The sequence below is a fragment of the Bacterioplanes sanyensis genome (assembly GCF_014652515.1).
GTDB classification, from domain to species: Bacteria; Pseudomonadota; Gammaproteobacteria; order Pseudomonadales; family Oceanobacteraceae; genus Bacterioplanes; species Bacterioplanes sanyensis.
Genome location: NZ_BMYY01000002.1, coordinates 43,240 through 68,137, shown reverse-complemented (window position 1 = coordinate 68,137; position 24,898 = coordinate 43,240). Strand labels below are relative to the sequence as shown.

Below are 24,898 nucleotides of genomic sequence, written 5' to 3'. Positions count from 1 at the left end.
GACTATTCTCCTTGCGACTTTTTACGCTTATTCAGTACGTCGTCACGTACTCGCCCATCCACTTGGTCATTGCCCAAGTCAGAACGCGCTCGCAGTGCCAAAATCAAGGCAAACGCGGTCATGGCAAACCCGATCACAATGGCGGTTAACACCAGCGCTTGCGGAAGTGGGTCAGCAGGGTTGGCACTCTGGCCCAAAATTGCAGGCTGATTGACCACCAAGCGCCCAGAGGCAAACAAAAATAAGTTCACCGCGTAGGACAGCAGCGTCAGCCCCAGCACCACAGAAAAGGTATGACTGCGCATCACTAAATAAACACCGCCGGTGGTCAGTACCCCGACGCAAATTGCATACACGGTTTCCATCAGTCAGAAACTCCTGCTTTCGGCCGCTCACTGGTCGTCAGCTTGCCGAGGTTTGCCAAAATTAACAGGGTGGCGCCGATCACGGTTAAATAAACGCCCAGATCGAACAGCATGGCGCTGGCCAGTTCAAATTTCCCCACCACCGGCCATTTAAAGTATTCAAACCAGGTGGTCATGAATGGCCGCTCAAACAACCAGCTGCCCATGCCGGTAAGCACCGCAATCAACAAACCGACGGCAATGATGCCGTGGTAACCAGAGACGCCGCGTTCTTTTACCCAATCCACACCATGAGCAATGTATTGCTGAATCAAAGCGATCGCGGTGACCAAGCCGGCGATGAAGCCACCGCCCGGCAAGTTATGACCGCGCAGGAAGATATACGCAGAAATCAGCAAAGCCAGCGGTAACAGTGCCTGCGACACTTTTTTCAGCATGATGGGATGCTTATCTTCTGACCAAGGGCGGCCACGATAATCACTGGCAGGCACAAACAAGCGCATCCCAGCCAGCAGCTTAAAGATGCCCAGCGCGGCAATACCCAGCACGGCAATTTCACCCAAGGTGTCGTAGCCACGGAAATCCACCAAAATGACGTTGACCACATTGGTGCCGCCGCCACCGGTCTTGCTGTTGGCAATAAAGAAGCTCGAAATGCTTTCAAATGGCCGGGTGATAATGGCGTAGCACAGCGTGCCCACTACCGCTCCCACCAATGACGCTATGGTTAGATCCCGCACGATGCGTTGCGGTGGTGAGTCGCGCAAGCTGGCGTGTTGCGGCAAAAAGAACAGCGCCAATAAGAACAAAATGATGGTCACCACTTCAACCGACAGCTGAGTGAGCGCCAAGTCCGGAGCGGAGAAATAAGCAAAGGTAATAGAAACAATCAAACCGACGATGGAAATCAACACCAGCGCCAATAAACGCCGGTGACTGAATACCACCGTCGTGATGGTGCCAATAATCAGCATGGCGGCAGCGGCAATTACCGCCCAGTTGAGCGGTTGCTCCGGCCTAGAACCTAACGCCACCTCCAGCTCTAACATTGGTGAACCGGCGAACACCAACGCCATAACGACCAAAGCAAAGGCGTAGCGTTGCAGCGAGCCGTTATCAAACCATTCAGTAAAGCGCGCTGCGGCGGTGGTGATGCGCTGAATGTTACGCTCAAACTCAAGTTTGGCGTCCCATTCGACAAACTGATCCTGAAACGCAAACAAATGGCCACGGTTGTAATACAACCAACCACCGCCAAGCACCGCCAGCGCACTCATCAGCAGCGGCAAATTAAAGCCATGCCAGATCGACAAACTAAAGGCTGGTAACGTTTGCCCTAACACAGCACCGGCCGCTGCGCGTAGCAACTCACCGACACTCCATTCAGGCACAATGCCAACCAACAAACACAGCACCACCAACACCTCAACTGGGACTCTCATGTAACGAGGTGGCTCATGCGGTGTTTTGGGTAAGTTAATGGGCTCACCGTTAAAAAACACGTCGTGAATAAAGCGCAGCGAATAGGCCACGGCCAACGCACCACCGATGGTGGCCATGATCGGAATCACCCAAGAAAGTGAGCCAAAGGTCGACTGATGCAAAGTCTCGGCAAACAGCATTTCTTTCGATAAAAAGCCGTTCAACAAGGGCACACCGGCCATCGACGCCGCAGCCACCATCGCCAGCGTGGCGGTGTAAGGCATGTACTTCCACAAGCCGTTGAGTTGGCGCATATCGCGCGAGCCGGATTCGTGATCGATGATACCCGCCGCCATAAACAATGATGCCTTAAACACGGCGTGGTTAATGATATGAAAGACGGCGGCAATGGCTGCCAGCTGGGTATTTAAACCAAACAGCAGCGTAATCAAACCCAGGTGACTGATGGTGGAGTAAGCCAACAAGCCCTTTAAATCGTGCTTAAACAGTGCCGTGTAAGCACCGACCAACAACGTCGATAAGCCTACCAGCGAGACCGTGATAAACCACAAATCCGACTGTGCCAGTACCGGATAAAAACGCGCCATCAAAAACACGCCGGCTTTGACCATGGTGGCCGAATGCAAATACGCGCTGACCGGAGTCGGCGCCGCCATGGCATGAGGCAGCCAGAAATGAAATGGAAACTGGGCCGACTTGGTGAAGGCGCCAATCAATACCAACACCATAATGGCCGGATAAGCATCGCTGGCACGAATCAAGTCACCGCGTTGCAGCACTTCGCTGAGGTTGTAGCTGCCAGCCACTTCGCCCAGCAAAATCAAACCGGCCAACAATGCCAGCCCGCCTGCGCCAGTGATGGTCAACGCCATGCGAGCGCCTTTACGGGCTTCGGTTTTATCGCTCCAGAAGCTGATCAGCAAGAAGGAGCTGATGCTGGTCAGCTCCCAAAAAAACCACAGCTGGATCAAATTATTGGACAGCACAATGCCCAGCATGGCGGTCATAAATAGGATCAAGTAGGCGTAAAAACGCCCCATATGATCTTTCTCAGATAAGTAATAGCGAGCGTACAAGATCACCAGCAAGCCAATGCCGAGAATCAGCAAGCTGAACAGCAGCCCCAAACCATCCAAATGGAAGGACAAGTTCAGCCCGAGTTGCGGCACCCACGGGTAACTCACTTGCAGCGTTTGCTGATTAAACACATCAGGAATGCACAGCAGCACCAATACCAAAGAAATAGCCGGCGCGACCGCGGTCAAAGCCGCTGATTGACTGCGCTCCCAGCGCGTTGTCAGCAACGGAACCAGCGTACCTAGCAAAGGCAAAAGGGGAATCCACAACAGATTCATGAACAAGCACCCAGAAACAAAAAGTGAACGGGCACTAGCGGCCCCTGTTTATAACTGACAATCATAATACACAGAATAATAGCGTCGCTTTATCTCACAGCAAGGGCAAGGCTACAAACAGTGTGATCAGCGATGCCACACAGACACCGCTGAACAAATGATCAGAAAGGGACTCAGCTCTGGCTGTGATAAGCCGGGCTAAGTTCAGTGACTGCCTCAACAAAGGCTTTGGCGTGCTCGGGGTCAACGAACTGGTGAATACCATGCCCCAAGTTAAACACATGGCCGCTACCCTGGCCGTAGCTCTCCAAAATGCGCTTCACTTCTGCGCGAATGGCCTGTGGTGATGCGTATAAAACCGATGGGTCCATGTTGCCTTGCAATGCGACCTGGTTACCAACGCGCTGACGAGCTTGACCTAGATCCGTGGTCCAATCCAGCCCCAAGGCGTCACAGCCAGTGGCTGCCATGCTTTCCAGCCACTGGCCGCCGCCCTTGGTGAACAATATGACCGGCACCTGCCGACCTTCGTGCTCACGCTTAAGGCCGGCCACGATCTGCTGCATGTACTTGAGTGAGAACTCTTGGTAACACACATCCGATAAACTGCCGCCCCAGGTGTCGAAGATCTGCACCGCCTGTGCACCGGCTTCAATTTGTGCGTTGAGATAATCAATCACCGAGCGTGCCAGTTTATCCAACACCAGGTGCATGACCTCAGGTTGGCTGTACATCATGGCTTTGACATGGCGAAAATCCTTCGACGAACCGCCTTCCACCATGTAAGTCGCCAGCGTCCAAGGGCTACCAGAGAAGCCAATCAAAGGCACGCGGCCATTGAGTTCGCGACGGATCGTGCTCACTGCATCGGTAACATAGCTGAGGTCTTGCGCAGTATTGACCACAGGCAATGCTTCGGCGTCTGCGGCGGTGCGCACGGTTTTGCGAAAACGCGGACCTTCGCCGGTTTCAAAATACAGGCCCAGGCCCATGGCATCAGGAATGGTGAGAATATCAGAGAACAAGATGGCAGCATCTAACGGGAAGCGATCCAGTGGTTGAATCGTCACTTCACAGGCCAGCTCAGGGTTCTTGCACAGCGACATGAAATCGCCGGCTTGGGCGCGTGTTGCCTTGTACTCAGGCAAATAACGCCCCGCCTGGCGCATCATCCAGACAGGGGTACGGTCTACCGGCTGCTTTAGCAGCGCACGCAGAAAACGGTCATTCTTCAGCTCGGCCATGTTGATCCTGCTTGTCGTTCAAAATGGCTGCCACTATAACAAAAGCCCAGTAAAAATCAGGCACAAAAAACCCGGCAGAAGCCGGGTTTGTTTCCCATTGGCGGTATCAAACTATGTCACGGGGTATTGTTGCCATCTTCGTCTTCTGGTGGTGGAACTGTACCATCTAAACGTTCTTTTGCTGTCAATCCGCCTGACCCAGAAGGGGCGGTGAATTCAATTTTCCGCTCTCCCTCAGCATCCGGCTCCGGCTTGTACCGAACAATATAAGCCGCACCATAGGCCGGCAAGCCAGGAACACTCAACTTACCAATCGTGTTTGGAACATCCCCTGAAGCACCAAACACCTCATAACCCTCACCGCTTACCGCCAAACTGGTGCCACTCTCAGGAATATTGCCGTTAGCATCTTGCAGCACAACATAAAACACACCGCGCTTAGACTCATCATCTAACTCATCTTCCAAGTTGATCTCCCTTGGTGATACCTCGGTCCAAGTGCCATTGCGTTGGAAAAAAAACCTTATAACGACGCTATCATAAACAGATTGCACTATACGCAAGCTATCGCGCACATGCACCAACCCCGGCGGGCAGTGGCCCTGATCACGCGCAGCTTGGGTACATTGAACCCCCTGATAGACTGTCGGCGCTTCATCATAACTTCCGACATTGCCGATATCGATAAAAGCTTCAACCGGCTTGCCGTTGGTACCTTTATCAATTTCTCCATTAAAGTTATCGTCAACATAGACTTCCGGCCACGAGACAAATGGCTCGCCCGGATCATACAAATAGTTGGCATTCTGATCAGTGAAACCACTTTCGCCCAGCGTATAAGCAACAATGGTTGTCATCGCAATACGTTCATTCACCGTTTGCAAGCCATCTGGATGACTTCCTTCAAAGAAAGGTCTGATACCACTACTACGCCAAGTAACCGAACAAGAGCCTGCCCCATTGCTGACCGTACAGCTACCAGAGTTGGAGTCACCACCAATGCGGCCATTTTCAGTAATGAAGTTGAATTGCGTACCATCCGGAACCGGATTACCCAATGCATCGGCGGCGGCGGCGGTAATACCCACCTCAACATTGTCTTTGTTGTACGCGCCAGGGTTAAGCACTTCTGCACTAATAGAAAACTTATCTTGGCGCGGCAGTCCGGTTGTAACAGAAATAGGTGCAGATTCAGTGCTGATTACAGTGCCATCATTCGTTGTAGTCGTTGCTTTGACTGACGTAATGGCGTGTGATGTTCCACTGCGCAAGATAGTGAAGGCTTCGCCAGCTTCATTAGTGACGGCACTGTCTAGGGAAAGAGTGATCCCACCAGATGCATTAGTCAGTTCAAAGTCAACCTGTTTACCTGAAATCGGATTGGCATTGTTATCTAGAACACGGAATGTGACACGGGAAAGCTTAGGCAGAGACGTGTTAGCGATACCAGAGACAGAGATGGAGCTCGGCTCAGCTGTAGCAAACTCAATAGCACCTGTTTCAGGTGGCTCAACAGTTAGCACTGTAGTAGCAGTATGAAGTGCATCTCCCGTACGACCGCCACCTTCTTCGCTTGTGTCATACAATCGGAATGTAACAACATCCTGATCGCGACAACCTCGTGCCTCGTAAGTTACAACAACTTCACCGCTAGACGTGATAATTTCGTCCTTACTAAAAACAGCCTGGGCGGGGTCTGCACCAGAGCAGCGGGAACTAAACACAACCGCATAAGGCTTAGAGACAATTTTCCGGTTTCCACTGTCTGAATCGACAATGTTCGCTTTGATCTGTGTAGTTCCACCAGCACTTAAGTTGGTGACTGTAGCTTCCAGCGCCCCTTCGTTGAAGCTGGAGCCAACCCCTGTACCGAGGCGTGGCGCGGCAATTTCAGTCCCAGTAGTAACGTCATCCGTACCACCGGTGTCCTCGCTCCCAGCCGTACCATCGCCCCCCTGGACAACCGATCCACCATCACTGCCACCGCAGGCCGTTAAAAAGCCGGCTAATAGCAGCGCCAGCAAAGTCATGGGCTTGTACATGCGTATACGCTCCATCTTATCTCGTCCCATCGGGTTGTATCGCTTTGCTCGAAAGAATAACACCGGATCGGGTAATCAGCCATAAAACAAAAGCGCAACCCTGTCCATACAGAGCTGCGCTTTCTACCTTCTGTCGGGAAGTTAGCGGGCTTTACTGAGAAGTTACATTAAACATCCAAATAGTCGAGAATGCCTTCTGCCGCTTGTCTGCCCTCCCAAATCGCGGTGACCACTAGGTCAGATCCGCGCACCATGTCTCCGCCCGCAAAAACCTTGGGGTTGGAGGTCTGGAATTTGAAAGTTTGCTCTTCCGGTGCCACGACGCCATCCCAACTGTTTAGCTCAATACCAAACTGCTGGAACCAAGGTGCTGGGCTGGGGCGAAAACCAAACGCCACCAACACCGCATCTGCGGGCAGAATTTCTTCTGAGCCTTCAATCACCTGAGGCCGGCGACGACCATTTTCGTCGGGTTCGCCTAACTCTGTAGTGACGACCTTCACACCTTCGACCTTTTCCTCACCAATAATAGCTACTGGCTGACGATTGAAGAGAAATTTCACCCCTTCTTCACGAGCATTTTGTACTTCTCGCTTGGAACCTGGCATGTTTTCTTCATCTCGACGGTAGGCACAGGTCACGCTCGCCGCCTGCTGACGAATCGAGGTGCGGTTACAGTCCATGGCGGTATCGCCACCACCCAACACCACGACTTTTTTGCCTTTCATGTCGATGAAGTCCGCCGGATCCTGCTCGAACCCGAGGTTGCGATTCACATTCGCCACCAAGAAATCCAAGGCATCGTGAACGCCTGGCAGGTCTTCACCCGGAAAACCGCCTTTCATGTAGGTGTAGGTACCCATGCCCATAAAGACAGCGTCGAACTCATCCATGATGTTCTGGAAGTCCACATCCTTGCCAACCTCAGTATTCAAGCGGAACTCAACGCCCATGCCTTCGAATACTTCTCGGCGGTTGGCCATCACGCTTTTTTCGAGCTTGAACTCAGGAATGCCAAAGGTCAGCAAGCCGCCGATTTCTGGGTACTTATCAAACACCACAGGCGTCACACCATTGCGTGCCAGAATGTCAGCACACCCTAGGCCGGCTGGGCCTGCGCCAATGATGGCCACACGCTTGCCGGTAGGCACCACGTTGCTCATATCCGGTCGCCAGCCCATGGCGAAGGCGGTATCGGTAATGTACTTTTCGACATTGCCGATGGTCACGGCACCGAAACCATCGTTAAGGGTACAGGCGCCTTCGCACAAGCGGTCTTGCGGGCACACACGGCCACAGACCTCAGGCAGGGTATTGGTCTGGTGGCTGAGTTCAACCGCCTCCAAAATGTTGCCCTCACTGGCCAGCTTAAGCCAGTTGGGAATGTAGTTGTGCACTGGGCACTTCCATTCACAGTAAGGGTTGCCACAATCCAGACAGCGATGCGATTGCTCGGCTACCTGTTTGCTCTGGAACGGCTGGTAAATTTCAACAAATTGCTTCTTGCGCGTCGCGATGGACTTTTTATTCGGATCACGGCGGCCCACATCGACAAACTGGAAGTGGTTGTTCAGTCGCTGATTGGTACTTTTCATATCAAGCCTCTCTCTCTCACCCACGACGACCGTTACTCAGGACGAGCACGGGTGGCATTCAGCAATTGTTGTAAATCGGCAGCTTTCGGCTTCACCAGCCAGAACTTGTAGATAAAGCTGTCGTAGTCATCGAGAATCTCACGCGCCCAGTCACTGCCCGTTTCGGCATAGTGCTCACGAATGACGCTGCGCAAGTGGCTGCGATGCCCCTCAGTTTCTTCATTCACGATGCGGGTGATTTCCACCAGCTCGTGGTTGTATTTATCAACAAAGCTGTTGTCACGGTCGAGCACGTAGGCAAAACCGCCAGTCATGCCTGCGCCGAAGTTGTAGCCGGTTTCACCCAAGACACACACCATGCCGCCGGTCATGTATTCACAGCAGTGATCACCCGCGCCTTCCACCACGGCATGTGCACCTGAGTTGCGCACGGCAAAGCGCTCACCCGCGCGCCCCGCTGCCAGCAACTTACCGCCCGTCGCACCGTACAAACAGGTGTTACCAATGATGGCGGCTTGCTCACTGCGGAACTCAGAGCCTTGCGGCGGGCGAATGATCAGCTTGCCGCCGGTCATGCCTTTGCCCACGTAATCATTGGCGTCGCCATCCAGTACCATTTCAAGGCCGCCGGCATTCCATACACCAAATGACTGCCCAGCGACACCATTGAGGTGAATACGAATGGGGTACTTGGCCATGCCCTGGTTACCGTGACGCTTGGCGATTTCACCCGACAAACGTGCACCGATAGAGCGATCGCAGTTGGTGACGGTGTAACTCAGCTCACCGCCCTGCTTGCTTTCAATCAGTGGCAAAGCGTCTGCCACCATGCGCTCAGCCAGCAAGCCTTCGTCGTACGGGCGATTGCGCTCGACTTGAACGGTATGCGGTTTATCGGCCGGAATCTGATCGTTGTGGATAATCGGTGTCAGATCTAAATGACGCTGCTTGTCTGTGTTGCCATCTAATACCGCCAGTAGATCCGTTCGCCCAACCAGATCCTGCAGGCTGCGCACACCCAGCTTGGCTAGCCAGCCACGCACTTCTTCCGCCACAAAGCGGAAGTAGTTTTTCACCATGTCCGCTGTGCCAATGTAGTGCTGCTCACGCAGGCCGTCGTTTTGCGTCGCCACCCCGGTCGCACAGTTATTCAGGTGACAGATGCGCAAATACTTACAACCAACAGCGACCATCGGCATGGTGCCGAAGCCAAAGCTTTCTGCGCCTAAAATGGCCGCTTTGATCACATCCAAGCCGGTTTTCAGCCCGCCATCCGTTTGTACTCGCACATTGCCACGCAAATCATTGGCACGCAGTGCTTGGTGGGCTTCTGACAAGCCCAATTCCCAAGGCGAGCCAGCATACTTGATGGACGTGAGCGGTGACGCTGCGGTACCACCGTCGTAGCCAGAAATGGTAATCAAATCGGCATACGCTTTGGCAACACCCGCGGCAATGGTGCCAACACCTGGCTCGGAAACCAGCTTGACCGATACCAGCGCCTCAGGATTGACCTGCTTGAGGTCGTAAATCAGCTGCGCTAAATCTTCGATGGAATAGATGTCATGGTGCGGCGGTGGTGAAATCAAGGTCACACCGGGCACCGAATAGCGCAAAGTTGCAATCAAGTCGTTAACCTTGCCACCGGGTAGTTGGCCGCCTTCGCCCGGCTTAGCGCCTTGGGCCACCTTGATTTGCAGCACTTCCGCGCTGGACAAGTACTCAGGCGTGACCCCAAAGCGACCCGAGGCAATTTGCTTGATCTTAGAGTTTTTAGCAGTGCCGTAGCGTGCAGGGTCCTCACCGCCCTCACCCGAGTTGGAGCGACCGCCCAGCTCATTCATGGCTTCGGCCAACGCCTCGTGCGCTTCCGGCGATAACGCCCCCAGCGACATGGCCGCGGTATCAAAGCGTGGGTAAATCGCCTCCACCGGCTCAACTTCAGCCAGATCAATCGCCGCCACATCTTGGCGCAACGACAGCAAATCACGAATGGTCGCGACTGGCCGCTCATTCACCAGCTCAGCAAAGCGGTCGTAAGCCGCTTGGCTATTGGTTTGCACCGCCTCTTGGATATTTTTCACAACATCTGGGTTGTAAGCATGGTATTCACCGCCATGCACGTATTTAAGCAAGCCGCCTTGATCCAACGCTTTCCGCGTTTTCCAAGCGTGCTTGTGAATCAGCTTCAGGTCCTGCTCAAAGTCATCAAAGCCGGCACCTTGCAGGCGACTGGTGACCCCGCGGAAGCACAGGTCAACGACGTCCTCCGCCAAACCGATGGCTTCAAACAATTGTGCACCACGGTAAGAGGCGATGGTGGAAATGCCCATTTTCGACATCACCTTCATCAAACCCTTGCGAATCGCCTTGCGGAAGTTCTGGTGCGACTTCAGCGGGTCACCTAACAGCTCACCTTTATCGTGCAAGTCAGTAAGAATGTCATAAGCCAGCCAGGGGTAAACGGCGGTGGCGCCAAAGCCTAGCAAGACCGCAAAGTGGTGCGGATCACGCGCCGAGCCGGTTTCCACCACGATGTTGCTGCGGGTACGCAGACCTTTGCTTGCCAGACAATGATGCACGGCTCCCGTCGCCATGGCGGCAGGAATCACCAGTTGCTGCGGCTGAATTTCATAGTCGCTCAGAATCAGAATGACGCGACCATCTCGTACAGCTTGCTCTGCTTGAGCCGTCAGGTTTTCAACCGCCTGGCGCAATGAGGTATCGGCGTCAAAGCCGAGGGACAAAGTGATGTGGCTGAAATGCTCGCTGTTGGCTTTTTTCAAGCCAACAAACTTCAAAGGCGACAGCACTGGCGAGGTCAGAATGATGCGATTGGCATGATCGGCCGACTCTTCGAAGACGTTCTTCTCGGCACCAATGCAGGTTTCCAGCGACATCACAATGGATTCGCGCAGCGGGTCAATCGGTGGGTTGGTGACCTGAGCAAACTGCTGGCGGAAGTAATCCGCCACATGACGCACGCGCTGAGACAGCACCGCCATCGGCGTGTCATCGCCCATGGATCCTGTCGCTTCTTGGCCGCTTTCCGCCATCGGCCGCAACACTTGCGAGCGCTCTTCATTGGTCACTAAGTGCAGCTTCTGATGGCTATTTAGCTCATCACCGGACATATCATCGAGTCCGGCGTGGCGCAAATACAAGCTACTTTCAATGCGCGTGGCGTGTTCTTTCAGCCACTTTTTATAAGGGTGTGCTCTTTTCAGCTGATCATCGATGTCTTCGGTGTGCAGCAGCTTGCCCTCTTGGGTGTCGATAGCCAGAATCTGACCCGGCCCAACTCGACCCTTCGCGACCACATCTTCTGGCTGATAAGCATGCACACCGACCTCAGAGGCCACGGTGATCAAATCATCCTTCGTAATCACCCAGCGCGACGGCCGCAAACCATTGCGATCAAGCCCACATACGGCGTAACGGCCATCGGTAATCACCAAGCCTGCTGGACCATCCCAGGGCTCCATATGCATGGAGTTGTACTCATAAAAAGCACGCAAGTGTGAATCCATGGTCTCCACGTTCTGCCACGCGGGTGGAATCATCATGCGAATGGCGCGGAACATGTTCATGCCGCCAGTGGTCAGCAACTCCAACATGTTGTCCATCGAGGAGGAGTCGGAGCCGGTGGTGTTCACGATCGGCGTCAAATCCGACAAATCCGGCAGCAATGGACTGCTGAACTGCCCGGCACGAGCATTGGCCCAGTTGCGGTTACCCTGAATGGTGTTGATCTCACCATTATGAGCCAACATACGGAACGGCTGAGCCAGTGGCCACTTGGGCATGGTGTTGGTTGAGAAGCGCTGGTGAAAAACACAGATTGCCGTTTCCAGGCGCTCGTCACCTAAATCTGGGTAAAAGTTAGGCAGGTCCACCGGCATCATCAGACCTTTGTATGACAATACCGAGGTCGACAAGCTAGCAATGTAGAAATCAGGATGCTGAACTAATGCTTTTTCAGCATAGCGCCGAGCGTAGAATAATTTTACGTTCAGAGACTGGTCGTCTAGTTCCCCCTGGGGCGTAACAAACACCTGCTCAAAACGTGGCAGGCAATCGATCGCCATCGGGCCAAGATAATCGTTATTGGTGGGCACCGTGCGCCAACCAAGAACCGACAACTGCTGATCCTTCAAAGCCCGTTCTACCGCTTGCTTTTGCTCGGCATAAACTTGCTCGTCCAAATCCATAAACAGCATGCCCACGGCATATTGCTGGGGGAGCGTCATGCCGGCTTCTGTCGCAACGGCTCGCAGGAAGGAGTCCGGTTTCTGAATCAATAAGCCACAACCGTCGCCGGTTTTACCGTCAGCTGCGATACCGCCGCGGTGCGTCATGCAGGTCAAAGACTCAATTGCTGTCTTTAGTAAGCCATGGCTAGGTTGACCTTTAAGGTGCGCCAACAAACCAAAGCCGCAGTTGTCCTTGAATTCGCCTGGGGTGTACAGACCAGTCCGCATAGAACAGCCCTCATCAGTAAAAACGATTAAATATCAGGGGCTTAAAAAGCCAGGATGGTTAAAAATCAACCAACCTCAAGACAAAAAGGACGACCATTCTACACACGCAAACACTCCGCAACAAAGAGGTTACTTACGAAAAAATGGCAAAAAGAGGGCTTTTTTTGTTATTTCTACTTAATGGAAGGCCGAACCTGGTTGAGATTTCGAACCCAGGGCGAACCGGCCACAAAGCCTGAAGGAAAGGCTTCGGAAGCTTTTCGGGCTGCGGAGTTATCCGCAAAAATACCTACCACAACCACATACCATGGCTCACCTTGATAGGTACTTTGATAGAGATACAAGCGCTGTGGCACCCGCTCTTGCCAGCGAGCAATGAAGGCTTCAGCGGCGCTACGGTTTTTAACACCCAACACCTGAATAACAAATCCTTGCGCCGTCAGTAGCTGCCTCGCATCACTGTTTTGTGAATCACTAGCAGCCGCCTCTGCTTGACGGGTTTCAGGCTCCAGCGTCGATTGCGGCGCAGCGACCTTCGCGGCAGCGGCTTCACGCTGCGGAAGACTTGGCTCGACCGATGGTGCTTTGTTTGGATCAGCCGCTATGGTTGTCGACTGTGATTTGGCCGTCGGAGCAGGCTCTGTGGTTGCAACGGGTGGCACCTCTGCATCGACCACTGACATTTCAGCCGAATCAATAGGAGCATTGCCCTGTTCGCTGGCCGGATAGTTGAAATCGACGGCATTAGGCTCTGTTGAAATCCCGTTCAAGTTCGACAACTCAAGGTCTTGCAGAATTTGCTCAGCCGTTGGCTTAGCTGTCGCCTCGGGCTTACTTTGATAAAGAAAAGACATCACTGTGGCAGTGCCCACCAATGCAACAGCAACGATATGCCATAGCGGAAATCGAGCCCTAACAGAGGCAGACGGTTTAGCATCATCAGCTCGCAGCTCAGCCGCTTGAGAGGGCGACTGGTCAGGTACTCGTGCCAGCAAATCCGCCGGAAAGCCCGTCGAGGAGTTGTAAACCGCCTTGGCTTGGCAATCGGTCAGACCGGCAAATTTATGCTGCAACAGCGCGATGGCGTCGACCTCTGGCAACGGTTCCAGTTGAACCACATGCGTAGGCGCGGAGGTTGGTCCGGAACGCAACTGGCGTTCAAAGCCATCGCGCCCCAACAATACAAACGATAGTTGTTGAGGTGCCAGCAACGCCAAATAGCTGATGTCGTTGAGTGTTTCCGCTGATAACGCATCGGCGTCGTCCAGCATAACCACTAAGCCGCCGCCTTCCTTATAACGTTCTAACAGCAGGGCCTTGAGTTCATCTAATGCCTCCGCACGCTGTTGCGATAAGCCGGTGTACTCTAATGCCGATACAATTTGACCGAGCAACTGCTCCCAGCCCATGCCGGGATTCGCGATGAGCAGGAGCGTTTCTTCTAAACCTAAGCGCTGATGCTGCAGCATACGAGCGAGCGTCGTCTTACCGGCTCCGGCATCGCCACATACCAGTACCAACAACTCGCTGTAGGCGGATAAGTGAGATAACAGCTCTAGATGACTGCGTTGGCTTTGCAGAGGAAGTAACCCAGATGGAGCCGCAGGCTTTTCAGCCGCTGGGGCTGTTGGCGTATCCAAGTCGTACATCACCACCTCCTCTGTTACGCTGAACTAGCAGTCGCGATAGTCTGCCAGAGTTTCTAACAATGCGGCCTCTGGCACCTCGCCGGTCACTAGTGCCTGACCGATAGATTTCAATAACACCAAACGCAGGCGCCCATCCAGCACCTTCTTATCAACTTGCATGCGCGACACATAGTCATGGTCGGACATCTGCGCTGGGCCGACAATCGGCAAACGGGCTTTAGACAACAATCGCTGCAAACGCTCCACGTCTAGCGCCGAAATCCACCCCAATCGACGACTTAGATCAGCCGCCATCAACATGCCTGTGGCCACCGCTTCACCATGCAACCATTCGCCGTAGCCCTGATGAGTCTCAATGGCGTGACCAAAGGTGTGGCCGAGATTCAGAATGGCTCGAATACCTGACTCTTTTTCATCCTGCGCAACAATATGTGCTTTATCATGGCACGACTGCTCGATGGCGTACGCCAAAGCTTCAGGATCGCGAGCCATCAGCGACTCAATGTTGGTCTCCAGCCAATCAAAGAAAGGCTGATCACAAATCAGGCCGTACTTAATTACCTCCGCCAACCCCGCAGAAAGTTCACGCTCTGGCAGTGTTTCTAAGGTATCGGTATCAGCAATCACACAGCGTGGCTGGTGAAAAGCGCCGATCATATTTTTACCCAATGAGTGATTGACTGCGGTTTTACCACCCACGGATGAATCTACTTGCGATAGCAAGGTGGTAGGGACCTGAATAAAATCCACACCCCGCTGATAACAAGCGGCAGCAAACCCAGTCATATCACCAACCACACCACCACCCAAAGCCAGCAATGTAGTTGAGCGGTTGTGCTGATGCGATAACAGACCATCAAATACCTGATTTAAAACATCGAGTGTTTTATATTGCTCGCCATCGGGCAAGATGACCTCATCCAGCTTATATCCACTTAAAGCCTGGCGAACGGCATTGAGATACAAGGGTGCGACGGTTTCATTCGACACCACCAGCACTTGAGAACCACGAATATGGGAATGGTAGAATTGCGGCTCGGCCAGCAGTTGGCGGCCGATATAGATTGGGTAGCTACGCTCACCCAAATCTACATTTAACGTTTTCATGCGATTACCTTGAGACGCTTCTTAAGCTCTTGCACGACCCAACGTGGGTTGCGCTTGTCGGTTTCAATCACCAAATCGGCTACCTCTTTATACAGAGGGTCGCGCTTAGAAAAAAGGTCCCGAAGAATTTGCTCAGGATTTTCAGCCTGCAGTAAGGGGCGGTTTTTGTCTTTAGAAGTTCGCACCAGCTGCTGAGCCACTGTGGTACGCAAGTACACAACCGTGCCGCGACTGCTGAGGTGGCGACGATTTTCAGGCCGCATTACCACGCCGCCGCCAGTGGCAAGCACAATATCAGAATGACGGGTCAGCTCGTCTACAACTTGCTGCTCACGATCACGAAAGCCAACCTCCCCTTCAACATCAAAGATCCAAGGAATATTGGCGCCACAGCGCTCCTCAATCACCTTGTCGGTATCAAAGAACTCTAAGCCAAGCTCTGCAGACAGCAAACGGCCGATGGTGCTTTTACCAGCACCCATCGGCCCGACCAGAAAAATAGAACGGATGGTCATGTTAACGAGCGCTAAGCGTATCCTTCACCAGTTTAGGGGTGATAAAGACCAGCAGCTCAGTTTTTTCGTCTTCTACCTGCTTGTAGCGGAACAGGGCACCGATCAAAGGTAAATCACCGAAGAATGGTGTCTTGCGAATAGTTGTACGGTTTGAAGACTCAAAGATACCACCCAAAACAATGGTTTCACCATTATTCACCAGCACTTGGGTTTCAACGGCATTGGTGTCAATTGATGGTCCCGCCACTGTGCTCTCACCTACTGAGTCCTTTGTAACAACCAGATCCATAATGATGCGGTCATCTGGTGTGATCTGCGGAGTCACTTCCAGCTTAAGCACCGCGGACTTAAACGACACGCTGGTGGCACCACTGGATGCTGCTTCCTGATATGGAATCTCTGTACCGGACTCAATCATGGCAGTCTTGCCATCAGCAGTCATGACCCGAGGCTGTGAAATCACCTCCCCTTTACCGTCAGTCTCAATTGCCGCCAACTCCATATCCAGCAAGTAGTCAGCCGTTTGATACCCCAACGCAATACTAGGAGCAGCGGCATCCGTCACGCCAAAATTAACAATATCTGCTGCATTTAAATCGATAGAGTTGCTACCAGCCGTCGCCTGAGTGGCACGATCGAATAAGATCTGATTACTTTCAGATAGAGTCTGCTTACTGCCGCCTATGGTCGTCCAATTGCTGCCATTATCCTTAAATCCAGCGCCGCCCCACTTCACGCCCATTTCTTCACCGACATCGGTTGAAGCTACAACAATACGTGCCTCAATCAAAACCTGACGCACAGGAACATCTAAGAGTGATAGCGCCTCTCGAATTTTTTCCAAATTAGACGCAGTATCTTTCATCAACAGAGTATTCGTACGCTCATCAACCACTGCTGTGCCACGCTCAGATAGCAAACCACTTTCCGATGTAAGAAGCTCCGCCAGATCGGCTGCTTTGGCGTAGTTCAGCTGCATATACTCTGTCACCAGAGGAGCCAGCTCCTCTACTTGACGTACAGCTTCTAGCTCAACCTTTTCACGCGCAGCAATTTCCTCTGCCGGTGCAATCAACAAGACAGAACCCATCTGGCGCTGCCCAAGGCCTTTCGTTTTCAACACCAAGTCTAGCGCCTGATCCCAAGGAACATCTTGTAGGCGTAAGGTGATATTACCCTGCACGGTATCCGAAGCCACCAGGTTGAGCCCAGTAAAGTCTGCAATCAGCTGCAGAACTGCACGAACCTCAATATTTTGGAAATTCAGAGAAAGCTTCTCACCAGTAAACGGGAACGCTTTTTTACGTTCAGCAGCTTCTTCTTCGGGTAATTCTGAAATATTGATCGAAAGAAGGCGATCAGCTTGGTAAGCGAGGAAATCATACTCATCAATTTTCGGCTCAATAACAATTCTAGTACCGCCGTCGACAGAGCGAGCATCAACAAATTTTACAGGTGTGGCGAAGTCCAAAACATCTAGCCGCCGACGCAGCTCCTTAGGCAGACGCACACCTTCTAACTCAGCGACCAACTTACCCCCTTCACGGCGCACATCAGCTGCGGCTTTTGCATCGCTGAGCAAAATTTGCACCTGACCATCCCCTAACTCGCCACGACGAAAATCTATATTTACGATCTTCAGTTCACGCAGAGAGCTGGTCGCACTACCTAACAAATTTGCAGGAGCATCTCTTTTTGCAGCCTTGAAGGTCTGCTCTTCAGCAGAGCGACCGATGCGTAGCAGCACGGTATCCCCTTCAACACTTGACTGGTAGTCAACTAAACGAGCTAGCTTAATCACCATTCTGGTACGGTCTTTGGCGGACAGCACCACGGCTTCACGCGCATTGCCAGCACCAATTTGATAGCGCTTACTTGCCAAAGAGTTTTCCACACCGGGCATATCAATCGTGATGCGGGCAGGTTTTTCAATGGTATAGCCTGAAATCTCAGGCGGGGTTCCATCAAAGGTGAGTTCAATTTCAGTCACATCACCAGGCAATGATGAAAAGTTTATATCTTTCAACACTGCAGCCGAAGAAATGGCACTGACCAACAGCGACAATATTAGCAGCGCCCACTTGTTCAAATTTATCGTCAGCATACGAAGTCTCATCTTATTCTCCTGACAACCCTTCCAGCACCATTGTGCGTGGACGCTCAATCCAACCACCCATACCGTTGGGTACTATTTCAATAATATTCATTCGGTACTCAGAAACGGAAATCACGCGCCCGTGATTCTGCCCGAGGTAATTTCCTTCACGAACTTTCACTACGCCGCCGTCACCATCGCGCACCAAGACCCACAAATCACCTTCGGATCTATTGATCGTGCCCACCATTGCAAGCTCGGTAAAGCCATACTGTTCCAAATGCTCTTTTGGACGATTCAAATCAGGTTTAAGGTCTGATTTTTCATCTTGAACTTTGACTGACTCATCAACAATAACAGGCAGTTCAAAAGGAGATCTAAGGCCCGCTGCACTATAATTGAACGACTCATATGGTTTGAAAACTGGAATCGGCTCAATACGTCCGCGGGGTTTTGACAACGTTTCATTCACAAACGCTTTAAGATCATCATGGTCACCAGAGGATGAGCAACCGCTCACAAAAGCCAAGGTGCTCAAAAGCATGATAAGCCTCATCACTACTCTTCCTCCGGATTGTATTGATAAGTCTTGGCCTGAATCGTCATTCTTAATTCAGAGTTTTCTTGGCTCTCAATGTTGAAATCATGCAAAGTAACGATGCGCGGCAAAGATGCCACTGTAGAAACAAAGGAGCCCATCTCATGAAACTCTCCCATCACCTCGATATTGATGGGCAGCTCATTGTAAAACTCCGTTCGTACCATCGTGCTTGGGTCAATTGCTTCAAGCGCTAAGCCTGCACCCAAAGCCGAGCCGCTAATATCATCAATTAAACCTGGGACTTCTGTATCTCGTGGCAGCTGTTTCAGCAAAGAGCCGAAGCTTTGCTCCATCTCGACTAGTTGATCCTTGTATTGCTCTAGATTAGCAACCCGAAATGCCTTGCTTTCAAAGTCACGCTTCAGTGTTAGCTCTCGCTGCTGCTCAGCCTTGAGGCGATCAATCTCATCGCTGATCAAGTAGAAATAACTCCCTATTAGCAAAGCAATTGCAACTAACGCAGCAAAGACAATACGCCCAGGCAAAGGCCAGGACCCCATGTTCTCCCAGTCAATGTTATTGATATCATCGACTTCAATTTCTTTTAACTTATCTAGCCAGGCAGCAGTACTAGCTCCTTTGGAATTTGCCATTTATAGCTCCTCCTCTGGCTGATTCGGGTTGACTCTCTGCATACGCACTTCGAACTCTTTGACGTCCTCAGAAACAGAGCGCACCGAAACCAACTCAGGATCTGTAAACCACTGCGAGCTATCAAAGTTGCGCATCAAGGCCGCAACACGCGCATTTGCTTTCGCCTTACCCTTTACAACAACTGTCTGCCCTTTGATTGAAAGAGATGTAAAAAACAGATCATCAGGTACAGATTTGGCGAGTTCGTCAAACATCCGGACAATGACTGGGCGATTACCTTGCAATGCCTGTATAAGCTCCATACGCTCGATCAATTGTTCGCGCGTTTCGCGTAGCTTTTTGATTTCCTCAATTTTAGCATCTAGGACTTTCATCTCTTCTTGAACGTAAGCATTGCGCTGGAGTTGCTCATCGACTGCGCTGCTAAAATAATCGTGCACTATATAAATCACAAAGCATGCCAGAATCAGCACTAAGCCCAACGCTTTGTAGTACTCTTGGTTACGCCATTTGCGCCGCTCTTCCCGCCAAGGTAGTAAGTTAATATTCGCCATCAGTTAAAGCTCCTCATCGCCAGGCCACAAGCGATCATCAGCGCTGGCGCGTCATTATTGAGCAAGTTGGCGCTTACTTTCTGTGACAGAGTCATGTTTACGAAGGGATTGGCCACCATTGTGGCAATACCAAGTTCATCCTGGACTAGCTCAGACAAATCAGGCAGCGATGAAGTACCGCCTGCCAAAACTATGTAGTCGACATCATTAAACTGGCTAGATGAGTAAAAGAACTGCAGTGAACGGCTAACTTGCTGCACAACAGCGTTACGGAATGGCTGCAACACTTCGGTCTCGTAGTCATCAGGCAGGCCGCCTTCCAACTTAGCCCGATTGGCTTCTTCTTCACTCAATCCGTAACGACGCATAACGTCTTCGGTCAACTGCTTGCCACCAAACAGTTGCTCACGGGTATAGATAGAACGTCCTTGGTGCAGAACACTCAAAGTGGTCATGGTGGCACCGATATCGACAATGGCGACGGTTTCAATCTCGCTGCCGTCAAGTTGCCCTTCAATCAAGCCAAAGGCGCGTTCCGTGCAAAAGGCTTCGATGTCCACGACTTTGGCTTCAATATTGGCGTACTCGATGGCATCTTTACGGCGCTCCACCGTTTCAGAGCGACAAGCTGCCAACAACACATCAACCATGTTGTCGGGCGTGCCTTCGGTCTGGCCTTGAATTTCCCAATCGAGTGCCACTTCTTCTAATGGGTATGGGATGTACTGATCGGCTTCAGCGCGCACCTGGAAATCCATTTCATCATCTGAAAGGTCACCTGGCATTTGCACTGTTTTGGTGATCACCGCAGAACCGGCCACGGCAATGGCACCTTGTTTTGCAGAACTACGCGACCGTCCGACAGCCCGACGAATCGCCTCACCTACCGCCTCATCATTGTTAATGGCCTGCTCGACCACCGAGTTCGGTGGCAGCGGCTCACTGGCGTAGGCTTCCACCTGGTACCGCCCGTTGTTGTGACTTAGCTCCAACACCTTGACCGACGTTGAGCTGATATCGACACCAAGGAGCGCCTTGCCTTTTTTTCCAAATACGCTGGCCAGCACGGCAAATTCCCCATTAAATCGCGAACTTGCGTGAACAAGCTCACTCTAATCCTATCTGTCAAAGTCATTATAAGCACATTCCTATTAAAAGAACAAAAAACCCTTATAATGCTCTAGCCCGCATAAACACTGGCTTCCTGAGGCAAGAGACGTTCTTTTAATATGGCTTCCACACACATCGCCGCGCGGATAATTCTTTGGCTTACAATGTCCACCATAGCAGGCGCCGGCTTGGTGATGATGGCAATTTATCTCTATTTTGCCCCCACCTTGCCCGATACGCAGGATCTGTTAGACACAGAACTGCAGACGCCGCTGAGAGTGTATACCCAAGATGGTCGTCTAATCAGTGAATTCGGTACCAAAAGAAGAAGTCCGATTCGCTTCCAAGACACTCCTCCCCGTTTCATCAATGCGTTGCTGGCATCTGAAGATGATGGCTTCTTCGAGCACATGGGCGTTGACTTTAAAGGCCTTGCCCGCGCCGCTTTCGAGCTTTTAAGCACCGGCCAGAAGCGATCTGGCGGCAGTACCATCACCATGCAAGTTGCCAAGAACTATTACCTTAGCAGCGAGAAAACCTTCTCGCGTAAGTTCACCGAGATTTTGCTGGCTTTAAAAATTGAGAAGGCGCTCACAAAACAGCAAATCCTCGAGCTGTACCTCAATAAAATCTACCTCGGCAAGCGCGCCTACGGCATAGAAGCAGCCGCTCAGGTCTACTACGGCAAACCCATGCGTGAACTCAATTTGGCCCAGCAAGCCATGATTGCCGGTTTACCTCAGGCTCCTTCTGCTGCCAACCCGATTAATAACCCAGAGCGCGCGCTCAAACGCCGTAACTATGTATTGGCGCGCATGCGCGAGCTGGAAATGATCAGCCAACAAGAGTTCGAGCAAGCAGCTAAGGCGCCGATTACCGCACGCTACCATGGGCCCGAGTCAGAAGTGTCTGCGCCGTACGTCGCCGAAATGGCTCGACAGTTTGCGGTAGAGCGCTATGGCAATGCGGCCTACACTGCGGGTTATCGCGTGATCACCAGCGTTGATAGTAAGCGTCAGCAAGCCGCTAATGAGGCTTTGCAGCGCGGCTTGCTAAATTATGACCGCGATCATGGCTGGCGCGGCCAGGGTGAAGTGCTGCCAGTTGTGATGCAAAGCGACAGTCAGTTACCAGACGCTCAGCCCTCTGTGGCTGACGCCCAAAGTCCCGCCCAAGTCGATTGGCAAGCGACCTTGCCTGCCTGGCAGGCGTACCTACGCGATCAGCCCGATCAAGGCGTACTCAAGGCTGCGATCGTCAGCCGCGTCGACGACAAAGAAGCCTGGCTGTATACGCGCCAAGGTGAAATTCGCTTACCTTGGTCTGGCATTGAGTGGGCACGCCGTCATGTCAACGTCGACATTATTGGTGACCCGTTAAAAACCGCCGGCGAAGTACTGGAACCAGGCATGACAGTTTGGTACGAAATGCGCGATGGAGCGCCCGTTTTAGCCCAGCAGCCTGAGGTCGAGGGCGCCTTGGTATCGCTGGCCCCAGAAGATGGTGCCGTGCAGGCGTTAGTCGGTGGCTTTTCACCGGCCAGTAACAGCTTCAACCGGGCCATTCAGGCTGAGCGCCAGCCTGGCTCCGCGTTTAAACCGTTCGTTTACAGCGCCGCTTTGGCTAACGGCTTCACACCTGCCACCATCATTAATGATGCGCCGGTAGTGTTTGAAGATGCCAGCTTAGAGAACACCTGGCGGCCACAAAACGTCAGCGGCAAATTCTATGGCCCGACTCGCTTGCGCCAGGCTTTGTACAAATCTCAGAACTTGGTTTCCATTCGCGTGCTCAAGCGCTTAGGACCGCAAACCGCCATCGACTTTATTAGCCCCTTTGGCATTCCCGCAAGCAAGTTAAACCGCGATTTGTCTCTGGCCCTCGGCGCCTCAGCGCTATCTCCCATGGAGCTGGCCACCGGCTACGCTGTTTTTGCCAACGGCGGCTACGCCGTCGAGCCCTATGTCATTGATCGTATTGAAGACGATGATGGCCAAGTGTTGTTCGAACATCACCCTGCCCAAGCTTGCGAAGCCGTTGCAGACGACCTGCAGCAACTGGAGCAAGACATGCAGCGCTCCCTGGGCCTCAACACACCGACTCCTCGCTGTGCGCCGCGCGTGATTGATGAGCGTACCCACTTTCTGATTCTGACCATGATGCAAGATGTGGTGAAGCGCGGTACCGGCAAACGGGCACTGGCCTTGGGTCGCAATGACCTTGCCGGCAAAACGGGCACCACCAATGATCAAAAAGACGCTTGGTTTGCTGGCTTTAACCCCAGTCTGGCAACCACGGTTTGGGTCGGTTTTGATCAACCAGTAACCCTTGGTCGCTGGGCCTACGGCAGCAATACTGCCTTGCCGATTTGGGTAGACTACATGAAACAGGCGTTAGACGGCGTCGCAGAGCGCCCCTACCAGCAGCCCGAGGGCATTGTCAGCGTGCGCATCGATCCAGAAACCGGCCTGCTGGCACCACCGCAGCAAAGCGGCGCCATCTTTGAGTATTTCCGCCAGGAAAATGTGCCGACAGAGATGGCCAAGCCAGCCGCCAACAGCGAGCAAGAGCAGCAGAAAAGCGGCATCGTGCCCGAGCAGCTGTTCTGACAGCGAGACAGTAAACAAAAAAAGCAGCCGATTGGCTGCTTTTTAATACTGACAACAAAGGCAGGTTTACAAGTCGATCAGCTTGCCCGGGTTCATCACATTGTTCGGGTCAAACACCGCTTTCACCGCCTTCATATAGGCCAGCTCTGCGGCCGAGCGGCTGTACTCCAGATACGGCTTTTTGGTGAGCCCAACGCCGTGTTCAGCCGACACCGAGCCATCGTACTTAGCAACAATCTCAAACACCCACTGTGACACCTTATTGCAGCGCTCAAAGAACTCCTCTTTCGCCAGGTCGTCGGGCTTGAGAATGTTCAGGTGCAAGTTGCCGTCACCAATGTGACCGAACCAAATGATGTCAAAGTCGGGGTATTCGCGACTCACCACGGAATCAATGTCACGTAGGAAAGGTGGCACCTTAGAGACAACGACCGAGATGTCGTTTTTGTACGGCGTCCATTCTGAAATGGTTTCCGAGATGTCCTCACGCAAGCGCCACAAATTTGCCGCTTGGGTTTCGCTTTGACTGATCACGCCATCGGCTACCCAGCCTTGCTCCAGACACTGCTCAAACAAGGTCATGGCCGAATCCAGCTCGGCTTCGGTGAGCGCTTCAAACTCAATCAATGCATAAAAATCGGTGCTGGATTCAAACGGTGCCGGCACATCGCCACGAGCCAGCACTTTTTGCAGCGCTTTGTCTGAGAAGAACTCAAAAGCGGTTAAATCCATCTGCGATTGAAACTGGTTGAGCACCTTCATGACGTCGTCCAGCTCAGGAACGCCCAACACCAATACGGTTAGATTCTTGGGTGGGCGCGTCAGACGCATGGTCGCTTCCGTAACAAAGCCCAACGTCCCCTCGCCACCAATGAACAGCTGGCGCATGTCATAGCCAGTGTTATTTTTCAGCAAGTCTTTATTCAGGTTCAGGATCTCTCCCTGCCCTGTAACAACCGTTAGGCCAGCCACCCAATCTCGTGTCATGCCCCAACGAATCACCTTAATACCGCCGGCATTGGTACTGATATTGCCGCCCAGCTGGCTGGAACCGGCCGACGCGAAGTCCACCGGGTAAAACAATCCCTGCTCTTCGGCAAAGCTCTGCAGCTGCTCAGTGATCACACCAGCACCGCATTTTACCGTGCGGTCTACGGCATTGAAGTCGCTGATTTGATTCATGTAATCAAACGCCACCACCACTTCACCATTGGCAGCGACAGCGCCTGCACTTAAACCCGTACGCCCACCCGACGGCACTAAAGCCAGCTGATGCTGATTGGCCAGCAGCACGATATCTCGCACTTGCTCAGTGGTTTTGGGAAACACAATGGCACTGGGCTTAGGTTCGTACACCTTGGTCCAGTCTTTACCGAAGGTCTGCAGTGAGTCGTCGTCGGTACGTACCTTGTCGGCACCGACAATGGCCGTAAGCTGCTCAATCAGGGCGTCTTGGGTCAGGGAGGTCATGATGGTTCCGCGTATGAAGAAAATTCACGGCAACGTGAAAAATGGTACAGGTTGATTATTTCCCTAATC

16 protein-coding genes are annotated in these 24,898 nt (G+C 52.4%); 1 reads left to right on the top strand and 15 read right to left on the bottom strand.

Annotation, left to right across the window (positions count from 1 at the left end; genetic code table 11):
• Window positions 1-2: 2 nt before the first annotated feature.
• The 14 genes from IE090_RS03325 to IE090_RS03260 all read right to left on the bottom strand — a co-directional run bounded on the left by IE090_RS03325 (window position 3) and on the right by IE090_RS03260 (window position 20,704).
• Window positions 3-365, bottom strand: a complete 363-nt coding sequence (locus IE090_RS03325) for a Na+/H+ antiporter subunit C (protein WP_189386934.1) — start codon at window positions 363-365, stop codon at window positions 3-5.
• On the bottom strand, window positions 365-3,163 hold the full coding sequence (locus IE090_RS03320; RefSeq protein WP_189386933.1) for a monovalent cation/H+ antiporter subunit A: 2,799 nt from the start codon (window positions 3,161-3,163) through the stop codon (window positions 365-367). Before IE090_RS03320 ends, IE090_RS03325 begins: the two co-directional genes overlap by 1 nt.
• A 173-nt stretch (window positions 3,164-3,336) precedes the next feature.
• Entirely contained in the window at window positions 3,337-4,407 is a 1,071-nt protein-coding gene (hemE, locus tag IE090_RS03315) for a uroporphyrinogen decarboxylase (RefSeq protein WP_189386932.1), read from the bottom strand.
• A 116-nt stretch (window positions 4,408-4,523) separates the two neighbouring features.
• On the bottom strand, window positions 4,524-6,449 hold the full coding sequence (locus IE090_RS03310; RefSeq protein ID WP_189386931.1) for an Ig-like domain-containing protein: 1,926 nt from the start codon (window positions 6,447-6,449) through the stop codon (window positions 4,524-4,526).
• 167 nt (window positions 6,450-6,616) lie between these two features.
• Window positions 6,617-8,044 (bottom strand): glutamate synthase small subunit GltD family protein, encoded by a 1,428-nt coding sequence (locus tag IE090_RS03305; protein WP_189386930.1) that lies wholly within the window; start codon window positions 8,042-8,044, stop codon window positions 6,617-6,619.
• A 32-nt stretch (window positions 8,045-8,076) separates the two neighbouring features.
• On the bottom strand, window positions 8,077-12,525 hold the full coding sequence (gene gltB, locus IE090_RS03300) for a glutamate synthase large subunit (RefSeq protein WP_189386929.1): 4,449 nt from the start codon (window positions 12,523-12,525) through the stop codon (window positions 8,077-8,079).
• 173 nt (window positions 12,526-12,698) lie between these two features.
• Window positions 12,699-14,174 (bottom strand): AAA family ATPase, encoded by a 1,476-nt coding sequence (locus tag IE090_RS03295; RefSeq protein ID WP_189386928.1) that lies wholly within the window; start codon window positions 14,172-14,174, stop codon window positions 12,699-12,701.
• A gap of 24 nt (window positions 14,175-14,198) precedes the next feature.
• Window positions 14,199-15,281 carry a 3-dehydroquinate synthase gene (gene aroB / locus IE090_RS03290; RefSeq protein WP_189386927.1) on the bottom strand — a complete coding sequence of 361 codons (1,083 nt, stop codon included), beginning with the start codon at window positions 15,279-15,281 and terminating at the stop codon, window positions 14,199-14,201.
• The gene (gene aroK, locus IE090_RS03285) at window positions 15,278-15,796 is read right to left on the bottom strand and encodes a shikimate kinase AroK (protein WP_189386926.1); all 519 of its coding nucleotides are present in this window, start codon (window positions 15,794-15,796) and stop codon (window positions 15,278-15,280) included. The genes aroB and aroK overlap by 4 nt, the downstream gene beginning before the upstream one ends.
• A gap of 1 nt (window position 15,797) precedes the next feature.
• The gene (locus IE090_RS03280; RefSeq protein ID WP_189386925.1) at window positions 15,798-17,912 is read right to left on the bottom strand and encodes a type IV pilus secretin PilQ; all 2,115 of its coding nucleotides are present in this window, start codon (window positions 17,910-17,912) and stop codon (window positions 15,798-15,800) included.
• A gap of 1 nt (window position 17,913) precedes the next feature.
• A complete protein-coding gene (locus IE090_RS03275; RefSeq protein ID WP_229815443.1) occupies window positions 17,914-18,435 on the bottom strand; it encodes a pilus assembly protein PilP in 522 nt (173 codons plus the stop codon).
• A gap of 14 nt (window positions 18,436-18,449) precedes the next feature.
• On the bottom strand, window positions 18,450-19,085 hold the full coding sequence (locus tag IE090_RS03270) for a type IV pilus inner membrane component PilO (protein ID WP_189386923.1): 636 nt from the start codon (window positions 19,083-19,085) through the stop codon (window positions 18,450-18,452).
• The gene (locus IE090_RS03265) at window positions 19,086-19,640 is read right to left on the bottom strand and encodes a PilN domain-containing protein (RefSeq protein ID WP_189386922.1); all 555 of its coding nucleotides are present in this window, start codon (window positions 19,638-19,640) and stop codon (window positions 19,086-19,088) included. It lies immediately after the preceding gene.
• Window positions 19,640-20,704, bottom strand: coding sequence for a pilus assembly protein PilM (locus tag IE090_RS03260; protein ID WP_189387402.1), 1,065 nt, complete (start codon window positions 20,702-20,704; stop codon window positions 19,640-19,642). The genes IE090_RS03265 and IE090_RS03260 overlap by 1 nt, the downstream gene beginning before the upstream one ends.
• A gap of 210 nt (window positions 20,705-20,914) precedes the next feature.
• On the opposite strand from IE090_RS03260, the gene IE090_RS03255 reads away from it, so the two are divergent.
• The gene (locus IE090_RS03255) at window positions 20,915-23,359 is read left to right on the top strand and encodes a penicillin-binding protein 1A (protein WP_229815441.1); all 2,445 of its coding nucleotides are present in this window, start codon (window positions 20,915-20,917) and stop codon (window positions 23,357-23,359) included.
• 66 nt (window positions 23,360-23,425) lie between these two features.
• On the opposite strand, the gene IE090_RS03250 is transcribed toward IE090_RS03255, so the two are convergent.
• Complete coding sequence (locus IE090_RS03250) at window positions 23,426-24,829, bottom strand: D-2-hydroxyglutarate dehydrogenase (RefSeq protein ID WP_229815439.1); 1,404 nt, start codon at window positions 24,827-24,829, stop codon at window positions 23,426-23,428.
• Window positions 24,830-24,898 lie beyond the last annotated feature (69 nt).

What these genes read in the sequence shown, in the direction of transcription:
- IE090_RS03255 (WP_229815441.1), top strand. Translation starts at nt 20,915, where the DNA reads ATGTCCACCATAGCAGGCGCCGGCTTGGTGATGATGGCAATTTATCTC.
- aroB (WP_189386927.1), bottom strand. Translation starts at nt 15,281, where the DNA reads ATGAAAACGTTAAATGTAGATTTGGGTGAGCGTAGCTACCCAATCTAT.
- IE090_RS03275 (WP_229815443.1), bottom strand. Translation starts at nt 18,435, where the DNA reads ATGCTTTTGAGCACCTTGGCTTTTGTGAGCGGTTGCTCATCCTCTGGT.
- gltB (WP_189386929.1), bottom strand. Translation starts at nt 12,525, where the DNA reads ATGCGGACTGGTCTGTACACCCCAGGCGAATTCAAGGACAACTGCGGC.
- aroK (WP_189386926.1), bottom strand. Translation starts at nt 15,796, where the DNA reads ATGACCATCCGTTCTATTTTTCTGGTCGGGCCGATGGGTGCTGGTAAA.
- IE090_RS03280 (WP_189386925.1), bottom strand. Translation starts at nt 17,912, where the DNA reads ATGAGACTTCGTATGCTGACGATAAATTTGAACAAGTGGGCGCTGCTA.
- IE090_RS03295 (WP_189386928.1), bottom strand. Translation starts at nt 14,174, where the DNA reads ATGTACGACTTGGATACGCCAACAGCCCCAGCGGCTGAAAAGCCTGCG.
- IE090_RS03305 (WP_189386930.1), bottom strand. Translation starts at nt 8,044, where the DNA reads ATGAAAAGTACCAATCAGCGACTGAACAACCACTTCCAGTTTGTCGAT.
- IE090_RS03325 (WP_189386934.1), bottom strand. Translation starts at nt 365, where the DNA reads ATGGAAACCGTGTATGCAATTTGCGTCGGGGTACTGACCACCGGCGGT.
- IE090_RS03310 (WP_189386931.1), bottom strand. Translation starts at nt 6,449, where the DNA reads ATGTACAAGCCCATGACTTTGCTGGCGCTGCTATTAGCCGGCTTTTTA.
- IE090_RS03270 (WP_189386923.1), bottom strand. Translation starts at nt 19,085, where the DNA reads ATGGCAAATTCCAAAGGAGCTAGTACTGCTGCCTGGCTAGATAAGTTA.
- hemE (WP_189386932.1), bottom strand. Translation starts at nt 4,407, where the DNA reads ATGGCCGAGCTGAAGAATGACCGTTTTCTGCGTGCGCTGCTAAAGCAG.
- IE090_RS03320 (WP_189386933.1), bottom strand. Translation starts at nt 3,163, where the DNA reads ATGAATCTGTTGTGGATTCCCCTTTTGCCTTTGCTAGGTACGCTGGTT.
- IE090_RS03250 (WP_229815439.1), bottom strand. Translation starts at nt 24,829, where the DNA reads ATGACCTCCCTGACCCAAGACGCCCTGATTGAGCAGCTTACGGCCATT.
- IE090_RS03265 (WP_189386922.1), bottom strand. Translation starts at nt 19,640, where the DNA reads ATGGCGAATATTAACTTACTACCTTGGCGGGAAGAGCGGCGCAAATGG.